Source organism: Streptomyces sp. NBC_01520 (assembly GCF_045040375.1).
Taxonomy (GTDB): domain Bacteria; phylum Actinomycetota; class Actinomycetes; order Streptomycetales; family Streptomycetaceae; genus Streptomyces.
Genome location: NZ_CP109404.1, coordinates 5,589,173 through 5,606,726 on the forward strand (window position 1 = coordinate 5,589,173; position 17,554 = coordinate 5,606,726).

At 71.1% G+C, this 17,554-nt stretch carries 8 protein-coding genes and 1 pseudogene; 3 read left to right on the forward strand and 6 right to left on the reverse strand.

The annotated features are described in order from the left end of the window. Window positions 1-93 precede the first annotated feature (93 nt). The 5 genes from OG524_RS25620 to OG524_RS25640 form a co-directional block, all read right to left on the reverse strand. Window positions 94-1,137, reverse strand: coding sequence for an ArsR/SmtB family transcription factor (locus OG524_RS25620; RefSeq protein WP_405811734.1), 1,044 nt, complete (start codon window positions 1,135-1,137; stop codon window positions 94-96). 322 nt (window positions 1,138-1,459) lie between these two features. Then, a complete protein-coding gene (gene glgB, locus OG524_RS25625) occupies window positions 1,460-3,826 on the reverse strand; it encodes a 1,4-alpha-glucan branching enzyme (RefSeq protein WP_405811735.1) in 2,367 nt (788 codons plus the stop codon). Between the two features lie 45 nt (window positions 3,827-3,871). Next, window positions 3,872-5,308, reverse strand: a complete 1,437-nt coding sequence (locus OG524_RS25630; RefSeq protein ID WP_405811736.1) for a maltokinase N-terminal cap-like domain-containing protein — start codon at window positions 5,306-5,308, stop codon at window positions 3,872-3,874. Window positions 5,309-5,568: 260 nt separating this feature from the next. Next, window positions 5,569-7,287 carry a maltose alpha-D-glucosyltransferase gene (gene treS, locus OG524_RS25635; RefSeq protein ID WP_405388527.1) on the reverse strand — a complete coding sequence of 573 codons (1,719 nt, stop codon included), beginning with the start codon at window positions 7,285-7,287 and terminating at the stop codon, window positions 5,569-5,571. Further along, window positions 7,284-9,413, reverse strand: a complete 2,130-nt coding sequence (locus OG524_RS25640; protein ID WP_405811737.1) for a maltotransferase domain-containing protein — start codon at window positions 9,411-9,413, stop codon at window positions 7,284-7,286. Before OG524_RS25640 ends, treS begins: the two co-directional genes overlap by 4 nt. Before the next feature lie 742 nt (window positions 9,414-10,155). Between OG524_RS25640 and glgP the strand changes: the two genes are divergently transcribed. The 3 genes and pseudogenes from glgP to OG524_RS25655 all read left to right on the forward strand — a co-directional run. Next, window positions 10,156-12,843, forward strand: coding sequence for an alpha-glucan family phosphorylase (glgP, locus tag OG524_RS25645; RefSeq protein WP_405388525.1), 2,688 nt, complete (start codon window positions 10,156-10,158; stop codon window positions 12,841-12,843). Between the two features lie 201 nt (window positions 12,844-13,044). Continuing rightward, window positions 13,045-14,835, forward strand: coding sequence for a SpoIIE family protein phosphatase (locus OG524_RS25650; RefSeq protein ID WP_405388524.1), 1,791 nt, complete (start codon window positions 13,045-13,047; stop codon window positions 14,833-14,835). 23 nt (window positions 14,836-14,858) lie between these two features. Then, window positions 14,859-15,233: pseudogene (locus tag OG524_RS25655) on the forward strand (hypothetical protein); the annotation flags it as partial. A gap of 105 nt (window positions 15,234-15,338) precedes the next feature. Here the strand turns inward: OG524_RS25655 and OG524_RS25660 are convergent. Beyond that, entirely contained in the window at window positions 15,339-17,372 is a 2,034-nt protein-coding gene (locus tag OG524_RS25660) for a M4 family metallopeptidase (protein WP_405388523.1), read from the reverse strand. Window positions 17,373-17,554 lie beyond the last annotated feature (182 nt).

Genomic DNA, 17,554 nt, shown 5'->3' on the forward strand with positions numbered 1-17,554 from the left:
CGGCGGCAACGAGCGTGAACGTGGCCACAAAGTCCCGGCTCGGGGGCTTGTCCGACAGGAATGTCCGGCACCGGCGGCGGAACGGCCGCCGTCTCACCTCCGCCGTCTCACCTCCGTGTGGTCGGCCGTCGGCTTCCGCGCGCGGCGCGTGGACGCGCGCAGCACCGAAGCCCCCGCCGGGGTGAGCGTATGGAGCACACTCGTACCGTGCCGGCTGCTGGTGACCAGACCGGCATCCCGCAGCACGGTCGCGTGCCTGCTCGCGGAGGACGCGGAGACGCCGATGGCCCGCGCGATCTCCCCCGTGGTGGCGCCGCTCGCCGTGGTCCGCAGGACAGCCGCGCGGGCCTGGCCGATCAGGGCGGCGAGTGCCTTCTCCTGTCCGTCCCACGCCGCGTCGAGGGAGGGAGTGGCCGGTTCCTGGAGGACCGGGTAGCACAGGACCGGTTGCAGCTCCGGATCGGCGAGACTGACCGGGGCACCCCAGCAGAAGTACGACGGCACGAGACGCAGTCCACGGCCGTTCAGATGCAGGTCCCGTTCCTCGGCGGGATATTTGACGTGCAGGACGGGGTTCTCCCAGCGCATCGTGGGTCCGAGATCGGCCAGCAGCCCCTCCACCCCCCGGGCCAGCAGCGCTCGCAGACGGGCGGCGCGCTCCGCCTCGATGCGGGCCTGTATGTGCTCCCAGTGCGGCGCGAGGACCGTGCGGTGATAGGCGCGCAGAATCCGCACGAGCTCCCGGCGTCCCTGCGCGCCGGGTATTTCCGAAGTCCAGCGCGATATGCCGGACGACCGTGACAACTGATCGATCTCTCCGGCTGTCCGTGCGGGCGGAGCGTCGAGGATCGCGAGAAGTCCGCTTTCCAGTCCGTCGGACGCCTGAAACGGAGTCAGGAAATCCGGGAAGTACACGCCTCTCGAATACAAGGGCTGGAGCAGAGTTCCGACGGGGCGCTCAAGACCCTGTTCCCGCATGTCCCGGCGTCCGGATCTGTACCACTCCGCGAAGGCCCAGCGGCCCCGCCGGGTCTGGAATCGATGGAGACTCGCGGCGACTTCCCAGAGCGGGTCCGGCCTTTCGGCCAGTGTCGTGCGGGCCAGGTCTGCCTCGCTGAAGTGGATGCGCAGCATCATTCCCCCTGTTGAGCTGTGCTTTTACGGTCAGTCGAATCAGTATGGACCTGCGCCGACAGGCCGGGCAAACCTTTGCACGGCGGGTCGACAACACCCGATGGAAGGTGAGTCATATACGTACGGGTGACCGCTTCCCGCTCCGTGTGGGAACAGGGAATCCGGAATCCTTGATCCTTTCCGTCGGGCCGTGATTCGCTATTCGGATTGTTCATGGAATTCCCGATCACATACGCGGGGGCATTCGCCACGGCACCCCCGGGCGGAACTGCCGCCCGGGGGTGCCGTGTGCCTGTAGGGGCGGACGCCCCGGTGTTCGCGCCCGTCAGGCCGGCCGGAACCACACCGTCGCCAGGGGCGGCAGTGTCAGCGTCACGCTCGTCTCCCTGCCATGTGCCGGTACCGCCTCCGGCTTCAGCGGCTCCACGTTGCGCACGTCGCCGCCGCCGTACCTCGCCGCGTCCGTGTTCAGGACCTCCACCCACGCCTCGGGGCCGTCCGGTACGCCGATGCGGTAGTCGTGCCGCACCACCGGGGAGAAGTGGGAGACCGCCAGCAGCGGCGAGCCGTCCGCGTCGTAACGGACGAACGCGAACGCGTTGTCCTCCGCCGCGCCGCCGTCGATCCAGGCGAAGCCCTCCGGGGAGGTGTCCCGCTGCCACAGCGCGGGCAGCGCCCCGTACACCGCGTTCAGGTCCGTGACCAGGGTGCGTACGCCCCGGTGGTCGGCGGAGGCCCCGTACGCCGGGTCGAGCAGCCACCAGTCCGGGCCGTGGCCCTCGGACCACTCCGCCCCCTGGGCGAACTCCTGTCCCATGAACAGGAGTTGCTTGCCGGGATGGGCCCACATGAAGCCGAGGTACGCACGGTGGGTGGCGCGCTGCTGCCACCAGTCACCGGGCATCTTGCTGACCAGCGCCTGCTTGCCGTGCACCACCTCGTCGTGCGAGATCGGCAGGACGTAGTTCTCGCTGTACGCGTACACCATCGAGAACGTCATCTCGTTGTGGTGGTACTTGCGGTGCACCGGCTCCTTGCCGACGTACACCAGCGAGTCGTGCATCCAGCCCATGTTCCACTTCAGTCCGAAGCCGAGACCTCCCTGGTCCGTGGCGCGCGTGACGCCGTCCCAGGCGGTGGACTCCTCGGCGATGGTGACGACTCCGGGGTTGCGCCGGTAGACCGTCGCGTTCATCTCCTGGAGGAAGGCCACCGCGTCCAGGTTCTCCCGGCCGCCGTGCTCGTTCGGCGACCACTGCCCGTCCTCACGGGAGTAGTCGAGGTAGAGCATCGAGGCCACCGCGTCGACCCGCAGGCCGTCGATGTGGAACTCCTCGCACCAGTAAGTGGCGTTGGCCACGAGGAAGTTGCGGACCTCCGTACGGCCGTAGTCGAACTCCAGGGTGCCCCAGTCCGGGTGCGCGGCCCGGTTCGGGTCGGAGTGTTCGTACAGGGGGCGGCCGTCGAACTCCGCGAGCGCCCAGTCGTCGCGCGGGAAGTGCGCAGGCACCCAGTCCATGAGGACGCCGATGCCCGCCGTGTGCAGCGCGTCGACCAGGAAACGGAAGTCGTCCGGGGTGCCCATCCGGGACGTCGGCGCGTAGAAGCCGGTGACCTGATAGCCCCAGGAACCCCCGAAGGGGTGCTCCGAGACGGGCATCAGCTCCACGTGTGTGAAGCCGAGCTCCCGTACGTAGGACGGCAGTTGGGAGGCGAGCTGACGATAGGAGAGGCCGGGGCGCCAGGACGGGAGGTGGACCTCGTACACCGAGAACGGGGCCTCGTGCACCGGCCGGTCGCCCCGGTGCGCCATCCAGTCGTCGTCCTGCCACGTGTGGTGCGATGCGGTCACCACCGAGGCGGTGGCGGGCGGCACCTCCGCGTGGCGGGCCATCGGGTCGGCGCGCTGGGTGTGCGAACCGTCGGGGCGGCAGATGTCGAACTTGTAGACGGCGCCCTCGCCGACGCCGGGGAGGAACAGCTCCCAGACGCCGGTGGAGCCGAGGGACCGCATGGGGAAGGCCGTGCCGTCCCAGTAGTTGAAGTCGCCCGCGACGCGGACCCCCCGCGCGTTCGGCGCCCAGAGGGTGAAGCGGGTGCCCGTCACGCCCTGGTGCTCCATCGGCTGCGCGCCGAGTGCCTTCCAGAGCTCCTCGTGCCGGCCCTCGCCGATCAGGTGCAGATCGAGCTCGCCGAGCGAGGGGAGGAAGCGGTACGGGTCCTCCACCTCGATCGTGTTGTCGTCGTAGGCGACCTGGAGCCGGTACACGGCGGGCACGGCGGGCAGCGGCAGGACCCCGGAGAAGAAGCCGTCCCCGTCGCTCTGCAGCTCGGCCCGCAACTCCCCGGCCAGCACGGTCACCGCGCGCGCGAACGGGCGCAGCACCCGGAACCCCACCCCGCCCCCGGCCGGATGGGCACCCAGGACGTCGTGCGGGGCGTGGTGCTCACCGGCGAGCAGCCGGCCCCGGTCCCCGTCGTCCAGGACCGTGGCGGGCAGGACGTCCTTGCCGCCACCGCCGCGCCGTGGCCGGGGTGGGGTGGTGGTCGTCCTCCTGGCCCTGGCGCGCTTGACGGGGGGAGGGGTAGCGGGTTCGGCGGCCGGTGCGCTGACCTCGGTGGTCACCGGCTGCGGGGCGGGCGGGACCTCGATGGGCTCGGGCGACTTGCGGGACGGCTTGCGGGCGGTCACAGGGAAGGCCTCCTCGAAGGGGGAGAGGTGGGAGGGAGCGGGAGGTCACTCGGTCGTCGTGGCCAGGCGGTGGATGGCGGCCATCGGGACGGGCAGCCAGTCGGGGCGGTGCCGGGCCTCGTACAGCACCTCGTACACCGCCTTGTCGGTCTCATGGGCGCGCAGCAGTTCCGGCTCGCCGCGCGGGTCGGCGCCCGACGCCCCGGCGTAGCCCTCGCAGAAAGCGGTGCGGCAGCGGGCCGCCCACTCCGGGTTCCACGGGCGGTGCGAGCGGGCCGCGTAGTCGAAGGAGCGGAGCATCCCCGCGACGTCGCGCACCGGAGGCTGCGGGCTGCGGCGCTCGGGCAGGGGCTTGGCGGGCTCACCCTCGAAGTCGATCAGTGACCAGAAACCGTCGTCCCCGCACAGCGTCTGGCCCAGGTGCAGATCGCCGTGGACCCGCTGCGCGGCCCAGCCGCCGCCCGTGTGCCCCAGCGCGGTGACGGCGTCGAAGGCGGCACGCAGCCCCGGTACGTAGGGGACGAGGGCCGGGACCGCCTGCGCGGCGGCCTCCAGTCGCTCGACCATCCCGGCCACCAGGCTCCTGGTCTGGGCGTGGGCGAGGGCGGGCGTCGGCAGCGCCGCGGCGAGTGCCGTGTGCACCTCGGCCGTGGCCCGGCCGAGCGCCCGCGCCTCGGGGACGAAGTCCCGTCCGGCGCCGAGCGCGGCGAGGGCGAGCTGCCAGCCGTCCTGCGCACCGCGCAGGAAGGGCTGCAGCACACCGAGCGTGAGAGGCTCCGGGGCCGTCGCCTCGAACCAGGCGACCGGGGAGGGCACCCGGCCGCAGCCCTCGCGGCTCAGTGCGAGCGGCAGCTCCAGATCGGGGTTGGTGCCCGGGAACACCCGGCGGAAGATCTTCAGGATGTACGCGTCCCCGTAGACGAGCGAGGAGTTGGACTGCTCGGTGTCCAGGAGGCGCGGGGCGAGTCCCGCGGGGACCGGTGCCGTGCGGTCGAAGCGGAGGGGTCCGAGTGACCCGGGGTTACGGAATCGTTCCAGCAGGAGACCGGCGACGCGCGGGTCGTGCAGCCCTTCGTACAGGGTGCGGCCGGCCAGCGGACCGTCCGTCACCCGGCCGATCCGGGCCGGGGCCAGGCGTGGGGGCAGTGTCGTGCGTACGCCGAGCAGCAGTTGGTAGCAGTCGCCGTGCGACCGCTCGGGGCCGCCGGGCTGGTGGGCCCGGACGAGCAGGTGCAGCAGACCGGGGCCCGCGGCGGAGGCGTCCAGGGGCAGTATCTCGGTCGCCGAGACGAGGGAGAAGCCGGTGACCGGCTGCCCCTTGCCGGCGAACCAGCGCTGCCGGGGCAGCCACTCATGGAGCAGCGGGGCGAGCGACGGCAGCAGGGACGTCGTGCCCGTGGTGCTCGTCGTACCTCGTCTTGTCGTCTTTCGTTCTGTTGCGCTCTTCGCCAGGGCGACTCGAGTGGATGCAGCCTCCGACATGGCATCGCGTCCTTTCCCCGGGCACACCACAGGATGCGAAGAGTGTCCCGGATTGCGGCAATGGCTGTCCGGCTGTGCGGGACGTGTCGGGTGAGGAAAGTCCGTACGGACTCGATCAAACGGGCCCCGAAGAGCCGGAAGGGCCCGGAAGCGCTCGATATGGGGTCAGGGTGCCCCCTGCGGGGCGGCGGAAACCGCCCCGCAGATGGTGCCGGAAACCGCCCCGCAGGTGCCGGGACCGAGGCACCGTCAGCTGTCCGTCACCCGGTCTCTCCGGCGGCCGGGGCGTCCTTCCGCAGCCGGAACCAGTAGAAACCGTGGCCCGCGAGTGTCAGCAGGTAGGGCCACTGGCCGACGGCCGGGAAGCGCACCCCGCCGATCAGCTCCACCGGATGGCGTCCGTTGAACGCCCGCAGGTCGAGCTCCGTCGGCTGTGCGAACCGCGAGAAGTTGTGGACGCACAGCACGAGGTCGTCCTTGTACTCACGGGTGAACGCGAGCACCGCGGGGTTCGACGAGGGCAGTTCGTTGTACGTGCCCAGACCGAAGGCCGGATTCTGCTTGCGGATCTCGATCATCCGCCGTGTCCAGTGCAGCAGCGACGACGGCGAGGCCATCGACGCCTCCACGTTGGTGACCTGGTAGCCGTAGACCGGGTCCATGATCGTGGGGAGGTAGAGCCGGCCCGGATCGCTGGAGGAGAAGCCCGCGTTGCGGTCAGGTGTCCACTGCATCGGGGTGCGTACGGCGTCGCGGTCGCCCAGCCAGATGTTGTCGCCCATCCCGATCTCGTCCCCGTAGTAGAGGATCGGGGAGCCGGGCAGGGACAGGAGCAGGGCCGTGAACAGCTCGATCTGGTTGCGGTCGTTGTCCAGCAGCGGTGCCAGGCGGCGGCGGATGCCGATGTTGGCCCGCATCCGCGGGTCCTTGGCGTACTCCGCGTACATGTAGTCGCGCTCTTCGTCCGTGACCATCTCGAGCGTGAGCTCGTCGTGGTTGCGCAGGAAGATGCCCCACTGGCAGCCGGACGGGATCTCGGGCGTCTTCGCCAGGACTTCCGAGACCGGGTAGCGGCTCTCGCGCCGTACGGCCATGAAGATCCGCGGCATCACGGGGAAGTGGAACGCCATGTGGCACTCGTCGCCGCCGGCCGGGAAGTCGCCGAAGTAGTCGACGACGTCCTCCGGCCATTGGTTGGCCTCGGCCAGCAGCACGGTGTCCGGATAGTTGGCGTCGATCTCCTTGCGGACCCGCTTGAGGAAGTGGTGGGTCTCCGGGAGGTTCTCGCAGTTGGTGCCCTCGCGCTGGTAGAGGTACGGCACGGCGTCGACCCGGAAGCCGTCGATGCCGAGGTCCAGCCAGAAGCGCAGGGCCGAGATGATCTCCTCCTGCACCGCCGGGTTCTCGTAGTTGAGATCGGGCTGGTGCGAGAAGAAGCGGTGCCAGTAGTACTGCTTGCGCACCGGGTCGAAGGTCCAGTTGGACGTCTCCGTGTCGACGAAGATGATCCGCGCGTCCGGGAACTGCTTGTCGTCGTCGGCCCAGACGTAGTAGTCGCCGTACGGCCCGTCCGGGTCGGTGCGGGACTGCTGGAACCAGTCGTGCTGGTCGCTCGTGTGGTTCATGACGAAGTCGATGATCACGCGCATGCCGCGCTGGTGCGCGGCGTCGACGAACTCCACGAAGTCGGCGAGGTCGCCGAACTCGGGCAGCACTGCGGTGTAGTCGGATACGTCGTAACCGCCGTCGCGCAGCGGCGACTTGAAGAACGGTGGCAGCCAGAGGCAGTCGACGCCGAGCCATTGCAGGTAGTCCAGTTTGGCGGTGAGACCTTTGAGGTCGCCGACGCCGTCGCCGTTGGAGTCCTGGAAGGACCGGACGAGTACCTCGTAGAAGACGGCGCGCTTGAACCAGTCGGGATCGCGGTCCTTGGCGGGAGTGTCCTCGAACAGGTCGTGGACAGGCTCGTTGACGGTCATGGTGTGGGTGACCCTCCGGTCGGCGGGGACGGTCGCAGAACGACGATGTGCGCGGGTGTCACACCCGGTTCTAGGCGCACATAGAAGGAACTGCCCCAGTGATAGATGGCGCCGGTGAGCTCGTCGCGCACCGGCACGCTCTCGTGCCGGTCGAGGCCGAGGCGCGGCATGTCCAACGAGACCGTGGCCTCGTGGGTGTGGTGGGGGTCGAGGTTGACGACCACCAGAACGGTGTTCGAACCCGAGCGCTTGCTGTACGCGATCAGCGCATCGTTGTCGACGGAGTGGAAGTGGACGTCGCGCAGCTGCTGGAGCGCCGGATGGCGTCGCCGGATCCGGTTGAGGGAAGTGATCAGGGGCGCCAGCGAGTGGCCCTCACGTTCCGCCGACTCCCAGTCCCTGACCTTGAGTTGGTACTTCTCCGAGTTCTCGTACTCCTCGCTCCCGGGATGCACCGGGGTGTTCTCGCACAGCTCGAAGCCCGCGTACACACCCCAGGAGGGGGACAGGGTCGCGGCGAGCACGGCCCTCGCCTCGAAGGCCGGACGGCCGCCGTCCTGGAGGTAACCGGGAAGAATGTCGGGCGTGTTCACGAAGAAGTTGGGCCGCATGTACGAGGAACTGTCGCCCGAAAGCTCGGTGACGTATTCGGTGAGCTCCTGCTTCGTGTTACGCCAGGTGAAGTAGGTGTACGACTGCTGGAAGCCGACCGAGGCCAGCGTCCGCATCATCGCGGGACGGGTGAAGGCCTCCGCCAGGAAGATCACGTCCGGGTCGGTGCGGTTGATGTCGGCGATCACCTTCTCCCAGAAGACCACCGGTTTCGTGTGCGGATTGTCGACCCGGAAGATCCGCACACCGTGGTCCATCCAGAACCGCAGGATGCGGGTGGTCTCCGCGACGATGCCGGGCAGATCCTGGTCGAAGGCGATCGGATAGATGTCCTGGTACTTCTTCGGCGGGTTCTCCGCGTAGGCGATCGACCCGTCGGCGCGGTGGTGGAACCACTCGGGGTGCTCCTTCACCCAGGGGTGGTCCGGGGAGCACTGGAGCGCGAAGTCCAGCGCGATCTCCATCCGCAGCGTGCGGGCCGTCTCCACGAAGTGGTCGAAGTCGTCGAGCGTGCCGAGGTCCGGATGGACTGCGTCGTGGCCGCCCTCCGCCGAGCCGATCGCCCACGGCACCCCCGGGTCCCCGGCGCCGGGGGAGAGGCTGTTGTTGGGGCCCTTGCGGTGTGTGGTGCCGATGGGGTGGATCGGGGGGAGGTAGACGACGTCGAACCCCATCGCGGCGACGGCCGGAAGGCGCTCCGCGGCGGTACGGAAGGTACCGCTGACGACCCCGGCCGGCACCGGGGGCAGCTCCGCCGTCACCGCGGCGCTCCTCCTCTTCGTGGCAGCGGCAGCGGCAGCGGCAGCGGTGGCGGTGGTCTTCGCGGTCCTGGCGGCCTTCGTCGCCCGGGGTGCGCGGGCTGGCTTCGCGGGAGCGGCCGGCTCCGTCCGCGCGCCCTCGGAGCGCGGGAACAGCTCGTACCAGGACCCGTACAGGGCGCGCCTGCGCTCGACGGCCAGCGGCAGCGGGCGGGAGGCGGTGACCAGTTCGCGCAGGGGGTGCCGGCCGAGCGCCTCGTCCACCTCGGGTGTGAGTGCGGCGGCGAGCCGGGAGGCCGCCGGGCGGTTCGTGTCGCGCAGCGCGTCGACGGCGGCCAGCACCGCCTCGCGCCCGTCCCGCTTCGGTACGCCGTCGGCGGCGCGCTCGTACAGCTCGGCGCCCTCCCTCAGGACCAGCGCGGTGTCGATCCCGGCGGGAATCTTGATCCGTGCGTGCCCGCGCCAGGTGCTGACCGGATCGCTCCACGCCTCGACGGTGTACGTCCAGCGGCCCTCGGCACCCGGGGTGACATCCGCGCCCCAGCGGTCCGTCCCGGGGGCGAGCTCGCGCATCGGCGTCCACGGGCCGGGCCGTCCGCTCGGATCGCACAGGACGACATTGGCGGCCACCGCGTCATGGCCTTCACGGAAGACGGTGGCGCTGACCTGGAAGGTCTCGCCCACGACGGCTTTGGCCGGCCGCCTGCCGCAGTCGACGAGGGGGTGGACGTCCAGGACGGGAATACGACCGATCACGAAATCACCTGGGGGCAGTAGCTCGGCATGCACGGGGCGCGGCGTGGGCGTGGAGGGCTGACCGCGCGCGCCGCGATGGTGGGGTTGCGTCCTTTGTAGCTGCTCAGTTGTCGGCTGGCGGGCTGTGTGCATGGCCGCTCCTGTCCGCGTTCACTCGAATGGCACTCGAATGGCAGGTGCGCGGGGGGTTCGTGCTCGGATCGGGGGCACCTGAGGTGTGCCGCGCGGGCCGTGGTCGGGCTGAGTACCGGGGAAGCCTTCCCACCGATTTCGGGCGGCCAACCCGGCGGCGTGTTAACTCCTGGGTGCACTCCCGTGCCCTCCCGTGCACTCCCGTGCACGCGCTGCGCGCCGCGCGCCGGTCCCCCGGCCGTCGTAGGGCGCACCACGCAGCTTTGCCTGTGGTGCGAAGCGACACAAGGTCGCGCGAGGAGGGGAAATCGGCCATATCGCCTGTGACGGATGTGTGCGCATCCGGCCCATGCGGTCACCGGGGCCGACGGGGCGGCCGGGACCCGTGCGACGGAGCGTGCGGGAGCCGGGGCGGGCGGGACCGGGGGAGGGTGCGCCCGGTGCGAGAGCCGGGCCGGAGGCGGTCGCGCCGGACCTGGCGGTGCCCATCGAGCCGGTCGTGCGCCGTGGTCGCGTACGGCGGCACGCCGCTACCGTCGAGGGTGACGGAGAAGGCGTACACCGTGGTGCGTCCCCTCGGATCCGTACGTCCCCTGTAAAGGTGGGATACGTGAAGGCCATTCGTCGATTCACCGTGCGCCCCGTCCTCCCCGAACCCCTGCGACCGCTCAGCGACCTCGCCCGCAACCTGCGCTGGTCCTGGCACACCGAGACCCAACAGCTCTTCCAGGCGGCCGACCCGGAGGGCTGGCGGCCGGCGGATGCCGATCCCGTGCGCCTGCTGGGCGCCGTGTCCGCCGGACGCCTCGCCGAGCTGGCCGCCGACCAGCACTTCCTGCGCCGGCTCACCGAGGTGTCCGAGGGCCTCCAGGAGTATCTCGACGGCCCGAGGTGGTATCAGAACCAGCTCGCCCAGGGCGCGGAACTCCCCGCGGCCGTCGCCTACTTCTCACCCGAATTCGGGGTCACCGCGGCCCTGCCCCAGTACTCCGGCGGGCTCGGAATCCTGGCCGGGGACCATCTGAAGGCCGCCAGCGACCTGGGCGTGCCGCTCATCGGGGTCGGCCTGCTCTACCGCCACGGCTACTTCCGCCAGAGCCTGTCCCGGGACGGCTGGCAGCAGGAGCACTACCCCGTCCTCGACCCCAACGAGCTGCCGCTCACCTTGGTGAGGGAGGTGGACGGCACCCCCAGCCGGGTGGTGCTGGCACTGCCCGGCGGCCGTTCGCTGTACGCCTCGATCTGGCAGGCCCAGGTGGGCCGCGTCCCCCTGCTGCTGCTCGACTCCGACGTCGAGGAGAACGCCCCGGGCGAACGCGACGTCACCGACCGGCTGTACGGCGGCGGCAGCGACCACCGCCTCCTCCAGGAGATGCTGCTCGGCATCGGCGGGGTGCGCGCCGTGCGGACCTACTGCCGGCTGACCGGACACGCGGTCCCCGAGGTGTTCCACACCAACGAGGGACACGCCGGATTCCTCGGCCTCGAACGGATCCGGGAACTCTCCGAGACCGGCCTGGACTTCGACGCCGCCCTCGAAGTGGTGCGGGCCGGGACGGTCTTCACCACGCACACCCCGGTACCCGCCGGGATAGACCGATTCGAACGCCAGCTCGTGGCCCGTCACTTCGGTGACGACGGCGAGCTGCCCGGCGTCGGCGTGGAGCGGATCCTCCGCCTCGGCATGGAGACCTACCCCGGCGGTGAGCCGGGACTCTTCAACATGGCGGTGATGGGCCTGCGGCTCGCCCAGCGCGCCAACGGCGTCTCCACCCTGCACGGGGCCGTCAGCCGGGAGATGTTCTCCGGGCTGTGGCCGGGATTCGACCCCTCGGAGGTGCCGATCACCTCCGTGACCAACGGGGTGCACGCGCCGACCTGGGTCGCACCCGAGGTCCTCCGGCTCGGCGCCAGGAAATTCGGCACCGAACGGGCGGAAAACGCGCTGGCGGGCGCCGAGGTCGACGAGGCGTCCGGCACGGTCACCGCCGACGGCGGCCGGACCGGCACCCCCCGGCGCTGGGACGCCGTGGCGGCCGTCCCCGACCGGGAGATCTGGGACCTCCGCAGGGGGCTGCGCGAACAGCTCGTGACCGAGGTCCGCAAACGGCTCTACGCCTCCTGGCGCCGGCGCGGCGCGGGCACCGCCGAACTCGGCTGGATCGACGGCGTGCTCGATCCGGACGTGCTGACCATCGGCTTCGCCCGCCGGGTGCCCTCGTACAAGCGGCTGACGCTGATGCTGCACGACCGCGACCGGCTGCGGGCGCTGCTGCTCCACCCCACGCACCCGATCCAGATCGTCGTCGCCGGCAAGGCCCACCCCGCCGACGACGGCGGGAAACGGCTGGTCCAGGAGCTGGTGCGGTTCGCGGACGACCCGCGGGTCCGCCACCGCATCGTCTTCCTGCCGGACTACGGCATGGGCATGGCGCAGAAGCTCTACCCGGGCTGCGACGTCTGGCTGAACAACCCGCTGCGCCCGCTGGAGGCCTGCGGCACGAGCGGGATGAAGGCGGCCCTCAACGGCTGCCTCAACCTCTCCGTGCGCGACGGCTGGTGGGACGAGTGGTTCGAGCCGGACTTCGGCTGGGCGATCCCCACCGCCGACGGCTCCGCCACGGACGAGGAACGGCGGGACGAGCTGGAGGCCAACGCCCTCTACGCGCTGATCGAGGACCGGGTCGCCCCGCGCTTCTACGACCGCAACGCCGACGACCTGCCCGAGCGGTGGATCGAGATGGTCCGCCGCACCCTGGTCACCCTGGGGCCCAAGGTCCTCGCGGGCCGCATGGTGCGCGAGTACGTGGAGCGGCTCTACGCACCCGCGGCGCTCGCCCGCCGGGCCCTGCGGCCGGCCGTCGCACGGGAGCTCGCCGAGTGGAAGGCCCGGGTCCACGCGGCGTGGCCGGATGTGGCCGTCGACCATGTGGAGGCCGCGGCCGACACGGTCGTCGGCGGTTCCGCGGAGCTGGGGTCCGCCCTGGCGCTCCGGGTCCGGATCGCGCTGGGCGGTCTCGATCCGGACGACGTGGAGGTGCAGGTCGTCGCCGGGCGCGTCGACTCCGGTGACGCGATCGCCGAGGCCCAGACGTTCCCCCTGAAACCGGCCGGCGGCCACGACCTGGAGGGCCGCTGGCTGTACGAGGGCCCGCTCGCCCTCGACCGTACGGGCCCGTACGGCTACACCGTGCGCGTCCTGCCCTCGCATCCGCTGCTCGCGTCGGGAGCGGAGCTCGGCCTGGTCGCGGTGCCGAACGAGTCGACGGGCGACGGCGGCGGCGTGCTGCTGCGCTGACGCCCCGCCCCCCTCGGGCGGGCGCGGCGTCCCACGGGGCGCCGGGCCCGCTGCCCAGCGGGCCCGGTTCCCGGGATCTGCGGGGTCCGGCAGGGGTGTTTTCACCGTGATCTGGCTAACATGACAGCCGGTGCCGGTGTGGCTCTCGGGCCACCCAGGTGACAGCGAGGCGTCCCGCGGGCGCGAGTGGAGGTCGGCACGGTGAACGGCGGCGGAGGCCCTGCGAGACGCCTGACCCGTCGGCTCGCCGCGCGGGGCGGCACCTCCCGGCAGCTGCAGCCCCGCCGCGCGGAGACCGTCGCCGCACGACGGGCCGACCGCTTCACCACCGCCGCCCGGCTGCGCTGGCTCCACTCGGCGAGCACCCGCATCGGCACGACCCTCGACCTGGAACGCACGGCGCAGGAGCTGGCCGACTACAGCGTCCCGCGGCTGGCGGACGCCGCGGCCGTCGACCTGCTGGAGTCCGTCATGCTCGGCGAGGAGGGCGAGCGCGTCACCGGGGCGGCGGTCCCCGTGATCCGGGCCATGGCCGTCACCTCCATCGACGCGCTGGCCGAGCTCGAACCCTCCCCGGTCGGCGAAGTGGTGGACCGCAGCAAACGCCGCGAGACCCTGCTGATCACCGAGTGTCTGCGCAACGGCCGGCCGGTTCTGGTCAGCCGGATGACCGACGAGGACTACATCCGTGTGGCGCCGACGGACAGCGCCGCCGCGGCGATGCGCCGCCAGGGAGTCCACAGCTACATGGCCGTGCCGCTGATCGCCCGCGGTGTCCTGCTGGGCTCCGCCGACTTCGTGCGCGCCGGGGACAGCCCGCCCTTCAACCGGTCCGACGTGGAACTCGCGGGGCAGCTCGGCGCCATGGCCGCGGTCTTCATGGACAACGCGCGCCTCTACGGGCGCGAGCGCGAGCACGTCGTCTCGCTGCAGCGCAGCCTCCTCCCACGCGCGACGCCGTACACCCCCGGTCTCCAGGTGCACGCCCACTACGTGCCCGCCTTCGACGCCCACGGGGTGGGCGGTGACTGGTACGACGTGGTGGCGCTGCCCGGCGGGCGTACGGCCCTGGTCGTCGGCGACGTCACCGGGCACGGCCTGCCCGCCGCCGCCACGATGGGCCGCCTGCGCACCGTCGCCCGTACGCTCATGACGTTGGACATCGCGCCCGACCGGGTGCTCGCCCGGCTGGATCTGGCCACCCGTGACCTGGAGGACGACCAGGTCGCCACCTGTCTGTGCGCCGTCTACGACCCGGCCGACTCCAGCTACACCATCGCGAGCGCGGGCCACCCGCCGCCGTTGCTGGTGGACGGCGACGGGGAGGCCCGGTTCCTCGACGTGCCGGTCGGGGCCCCGCTGGGCGCCGGCGTCATCCCGTACGACCCGCTGAGGCTGCGCGGTCCGGTGGGCAGCCGGCTGGTGCTCTACACGGACGGCCTGATCAAGACACGCGTCGAGGACGTGGACGTCCAGCTGGAGGGGCTGCGCACGGCGGTCTCGGCGATGACGCCCGAACAGCTCGACGACGGCGGTCTGCTCACCTCGCCGAAGGCGGACGACGGCCGTTTCGACGAGGCGGTGCTGCTGGTCGCAGGCGGCCATGAACTGCCCCCGGAGGTCAGGCTGCAGGTGTGGGACCTGCCGACGGAGGGCAACCCCGCGTCCACCGCCCGGAAGCTGGTCACCGAGCAGCTCGACCGGTGGAGCCTCGCCGAACTCGCCGATGTCACCGAGCTGGTCGTCAGTGAACTGGTCGGCAACGCCCTGCGCTACGGCGGCGGGCCTGGCCGGCTCCGGCTGCTGTGCGACGAGCGGCTCCGGGTGGAGGTCGCGGACACCGGGCCCGACCTGCCGCAGATCCAGCACGCGGACGTGAGCGACGAGGGCGGCCGCGGCCTTCAGCTCATCAACCTGCTCTGCCGCAGGTGGGGTTCGTGCCGCACGGCGGTCGGCAAGGTCGTCTGGGCCGAGCAGGACATCCCGGGCTGACCGGTCCCGCTCCCGCCGTTCGTTTCCTGGACGGGCTCTCCCAGGAGACCTGCCGCGATCTCACCCGCACCGGCTACGGGCTCCCGGCCGTCCCCCACATCACCGGGACGAGCCGCAGCCGGGGCCAGGACCTCCACCCGGAGGTCGCCGACCGGCTCCGCCACGCGCTGGGCCTGCACGCCAGGTACCAGCTGGGCACGGCCGTTCCGTCCCCGTTGTGCGGCGGTTCGCTCAAGGACCACCTCGGCCCGGTCACCGAGGTCGGGTTCAACGCGCCGCACCACCGCACGGGTTACGCGATGACGAACACGCCGACGCTCACCGAGCGGCAGCGGCCCGCCGGCCCGAACAACCTGTTCGTGGCCTGGGATACCCCGACCCACGCGAACATCCCCGCCTGTCGACGCACGGGAACGGCCCGGGAGGGAACTCCCGGGCCGTTCCCGTGCGATGCGTCAGTGCCTGTTCTGCGGCACTGCCTGCTCAGTGCCCTCGGCGGGCGCTCAGAAGGTGAGCTTGACGCTGTTGAAGGTGCCGGTGTCGCCCGTGTAGGCGTCCTGGATCTTCAGGTTCCACGTGCCGTTGGCCACCTCGGACGAGGCGTTGACCGTGTAGGTCGCCACCACGTTGTCCGCGGAGTCGCTCGACGAGGAGTTCTTCAGCCGGTAGGCCGTACCGTCCGGGGCGACCAGGTCGAGCACCAGGTCACCGCGGTAGGTGTGGGTGATGTCCACCGCGACCGAGAGGTCGCTCGGCGCGTTGCCGGTGACGCCGGTGACGGCGACCGGGATGCTGGTGGTGCTCCGGTCGGCGAGCGCCTTGACGGTCGTGTTCTGGAAGACCGTGCCACCCGGGTCCGGGTCGGTGCCACCGGGGCGGGTGCCCACGTTGATGCCGGCCCAGGCGTTGGCGACCGCGGTGTACTCGGCGCTCGTGGTGCCGTAGAGCTCACCGGCCACGGCGAGGGTGCCGGTGCGGGCCGCGGCGTAGTTCGTCGTCGAGGTGAACTTGGTGGTGAGCGCCTTGAACCAGATCTGCGCGGCCTTGTCGCGGCCGATGCCCGTCACCGGAAGGCCGTCCGAGGTCGGGGAGTCGTACGCGACACCGTTGACGGTCTTGGCTCCGCTGCCCTCGGAGAGCAGGTAGAACCAGTGGTTCGCCGGGCCCGAGGAGTAGTGGACGTCGACCGAGCCGATGCCCGAGTACCACGAGTCCTTGGACGCGCCGTCCCTGCTCGGCTTGTCCATGTAGCGCAGCGGGGTGCCGTCGCCGTTGATGTCGATCTTCTCACCGACGAAGTAGTCGCCGGGGTCCTCCGCGGTGTCGGAGTAGAACTCGACGGCCGCGGCGAAGATGTCGCTGGTCGCCTCGTTGAGGCCGCCGGACTCACCGCTGTAGACCAGGCCGGCGGTGTTGGAGGTGACACCGTGCGTCATCTCGTGGGCCGCCACGTCGAGGGAGGTCAGCGGCGAGGTGTTGCCGCTGCCGTCCCCGTACGTCATGCAGAAGCAGCTGTCGGACCAGAAGGCGTTGACGTAGTTGTTGCCGTAGTGGACGCGGGAGTACGCGCCGACACCGTCACCCCGGATGCCGGTGCGGCCGTGGATGTTCTTGTAGTAGTCCCAGGTCTCGGCCGCGCCGTAGTGCGCGTCGGCGCCCGCGGTCTCCAGGTTGGCCGCGGTGCCGTCACCCCAGATGTCGTCCGTGCCGGAGAACAGCGTCCCGGTGCCCGACGTGCCGCGGTTCAGGTTGTACGTCTTGGTGTTGCCGCGCGTCGTGTCGGTCAGGTTGTACGAGCCCGAAGTGCCCAGCGTCACCTGGCCGTTGTACATCGTGTTGCCGGTGCCGGTCTCGATGGCCTGCCACTCGTAGAGCTTCGCGCCCGACGAGGCGTCGGTGACGACGTGCAGCTCGTTCGGCGTGCCGTCGTGCTGGAGGCCGCCGACCACGGTCTCGTACGCGAGCTGCGGGGTGCCGCTCGCCGTCCAGATGACCTTGCGCGGGGCCTTGCTGGCCTCGGTCTTCTGCGACCCTTCGGCCTTCGCCGCGCTCAGGGCCTGCTTCTCGGCGGTGGCGGCCGCGATGTCCGCGGTGGTGCCGACGGCCTTCAGCTGTGCGCCGGTCGCCCTGGACGCCTTGGTGACGCTCTCGGTCTTCCCTGCCTTGGTCTCGGCCACGACCAGGTCGCCGCCGAGGACGGGGAGGCCGCCGAGCGTGCGCTCGTAGCGGGTGTGCGTGGTGCCGTCGACGTCCTTGACGACATCGCGGACGACCAGCTTCTCCGTGGCGCCGAGGCCGAGCTCCTCGGCCGTGGCCGCCTTGGTGGCGTCGGCCTCGCGGATCAGCTCGGCGCGCTGGGCGGGGGAGAGCGTCGCGGGGAGGGAGCCGCGGTCGGCGCCCTTGGCGACGGCGGCCGGGGCCGCGCTGGTGTTGTCGGCGGCGGTCGCGCCGCCGGTCTGTACGCCGACGGCGAGGAGGGCTGCGGTGGCTATCAGAGCGCCGGTCGCGGTGGCACGACGGCTGGGCGTGGATCTCACGCGGACTCCTTCTGCGAGGGGGGTGACGGACGGGCCTGGGTGAGCCGTCCGGGCAGAGCAAGCGGTGCGCAGAACGGGGGAAGAGTGCCAGCCGAAGCGTGGTTATGTCAGGACCGCGTCAACACATTGGCCGGAATTCGTCCGTTGCCGGAATGGTCATGTTCGTTAAGCGGACGTTTCGC